Here is a 2,080-nt window from a genome sequence, read left to right as displayed (position 1 = left end):
GGGCGATTAACATCGCCTTTTGCTGCTTCATAGCCTGCTTCTCCTTGCCTTTCGGCACGTAAGAGGCTAACCTACATTTGTGAGACATAGATTGGGCCTCAGATTAATGTTAAGCGTCTTGCAGGACGCGTAATGTTAACTGGGGCTTTTCTCTGTCTGCCTTACAGTGGCATGCCCGAGGCAGACAGCCTCAAGCACCCGCAGCAATCTTACCGATACCGATAAGAAAACGCTATTTTTTATTGCCAGCACCTTCTATCCAGGCTAATTTATCTGCGTCAGAACGGCGCAATGCGCTCGCCTGAGATACGTTTACTTGCCATGGTAACAACAGGTAACGGCAATTGCTGTTTCTGTTTTGTTTCCTTCAAAAACCCCGGACCATCAATCCGGGGTTTTTGTTTGTTAACCCCAACGGCAAATCGAATACACCACCATCGCCATCGCCATCGCCATCGCAATTCCTACCGTGGTGAATGCCTCAGGCCAGGTCATTGATTCACCTCCTGCGGTGGTTCCGGTAGCGGCATCCAGTGAGTTGAGCTCTCTACTTCAACGCCGTCTTTGTCCACAAAAGCCATCTTATTCCCGCCACGAGTGGGGCAAAAAACCTTATCCCAGGAACCGGGGAATACATTCCCGAGATCATCGAGAAGAATCACATCGCAATATTCAGCAGGAACTGCATCACTACAGCTTATCCAGCTAGAGTTACCGGAGAGTTGCCAGCCTTACGCATGGCCATTTCCACGATTTCAACCATATCTCCTGGTGGAATTTTACAAAGTTGCCCAATACATTTCTGCTGCCTGGCATATTCGAGAATGTGCTCCAATTTGGTTCGATTAATCATTATTTATCTCCCTTAAGCATGGCAGCGCGGCAGGCGTTCCAGCCATCAACATAATCAAACGTATTACTATCGTTTGGCCCGATTTCATCCGGCACTATCGGCTCTGGTTGGATAGTGACGTTGGCAAAGGCAGCACGCAAACCGGTTTTAATTTCTTCGATTTCATCAGAGCCAAGCGATGAATCTGACAGTGCGTGATGGAATGCGTAAGCCATGTCGTCGTTTACTGCAACCGGTACTGCCGGCGCTGCGTAAAGCGGTGTTATATCTGCCCGAAAATCACATGCTTTATGCAGTCGTACCCAACGCTCAACTTCCGCTTTGTCAAAATATATAGCAGTGAACGTATTAGATTCCTGGTCAACTTGAGTAAACGTCACCTTCCACGCTACAGCTACGGCTTTCCATCCATCAGGTTGTCGCATTCGCGGGGCAGCATAAAGCTCATGCATTCCATCAGGCAGCGAGTGACCCACATACTCACCGAACCCGTCAATACACATGCCCCCATCTTCAACAATGCATTCCGCTACAGGCTCTGCTTCCAGTGATGCCAGAGCGATAAGCGCCAGTTCACGAATTTCACCGCCGTCTATATCGTCAATATCATCGCGGCCAGAAATGTTAGCCAGCCATTGCAGTCGCTCTTTGGTAATAGTGGTCATGCCGTAGCCCCTTCTTGATATTTTTCAAACCAGAACACAACCGGGTCAGATTTCATTTCAACCAATCCCATACGAACCAGCGCTTTGCCTTTCCCGGACGCAAGGAATTCACGACGACCATCACTGATAATTCGTCGATAATCTTCCAGGCTACTGCAATGCTTGTGCAGATTGCATGGGTGGCATTCTGGTACCATGTTGGATATATCGTCACGTTCCTGGTGAAGCATATTTCCATCAAAACGAATGACCGGTTTTACATGGTCTGCATGCCACTTTTCGCCAAGTTCGCAGCCGCAATAAGCGCAGCGACCACCGAACTTAATGCGCAGTTCTGCACGTTGTTTTTTCGTCAGTGCCATATCAGCTTTCCTTATACGGATTAATTTTATTGTGCAGTGTGTTGAATGACGCCCATACCACGTCGTTATACAATTCAATAACTGGCTCAATTATTTTTCCGATTATCCAGACAAAAATTAGCGGGGATATCGGTGTCATCAACACGATAAACAGAATGAGAAACAGGAATTCTGTTGTTCTACTCTTTCGCGGATATTTT

The 2,080-nt window shown here is 47.5% G+C and carries 3 protein-coding genes and 1 pseudogene; all 4 read right to left on the bottom strand.

What is annotated here, in order from left to right; translation table 11 throughout:
- Positions 1-491 precede the first annotated feature (491 nt).
- Positions 492-853: pseudogene (locus tag ACUU1M_RS19915) on the bottom strand (DUF551 domain-containing protein).
- A complete protein-coding gene (locus ACUU1M_RS19910) occupies positions 853-1,518 on the bottom strand; it encodes a hypothetical protein (RefSeq protein WP_000208061.1) in 666 nt (221 codons plus the stop codon). The pseudogene ACUU1M_RS19915 and the gene ACUU1M_RS19910 overlap by 1 nt, the downstream one beginning before the upstream one ends.
- Positions 1,515-1,880, bottom strand: coding sequence for an HNH endonuclease (locus ACUU1M_RS19905; RefSeq protein WP_001229288.1), 366 nt, complete (start codon positions 1,878-1,880; stop codon positions 1,515-1,517). The genes ACUU1M_RS19910 and ACUU1M_RS19905 overlap by 4 nt, the downstream gene beginning before the upstream one ends.
- Position 1,881: 1 nt before the next feature.
- The coding region (locus ACUU1M_RS19900; RefSeq protein ID WP_065407171.1) for a DUF4014 family protein at positions 1,882-2,080 on the bottom strand (199 nt) is incomplete at its 5' end.

The sequence above is a fragment of the Shigella sp. SIG6 genome (assembly GCF_053555815.1).
This window is presented reverse-complemented; position numbering and strand designations above follow the sequence as displayed.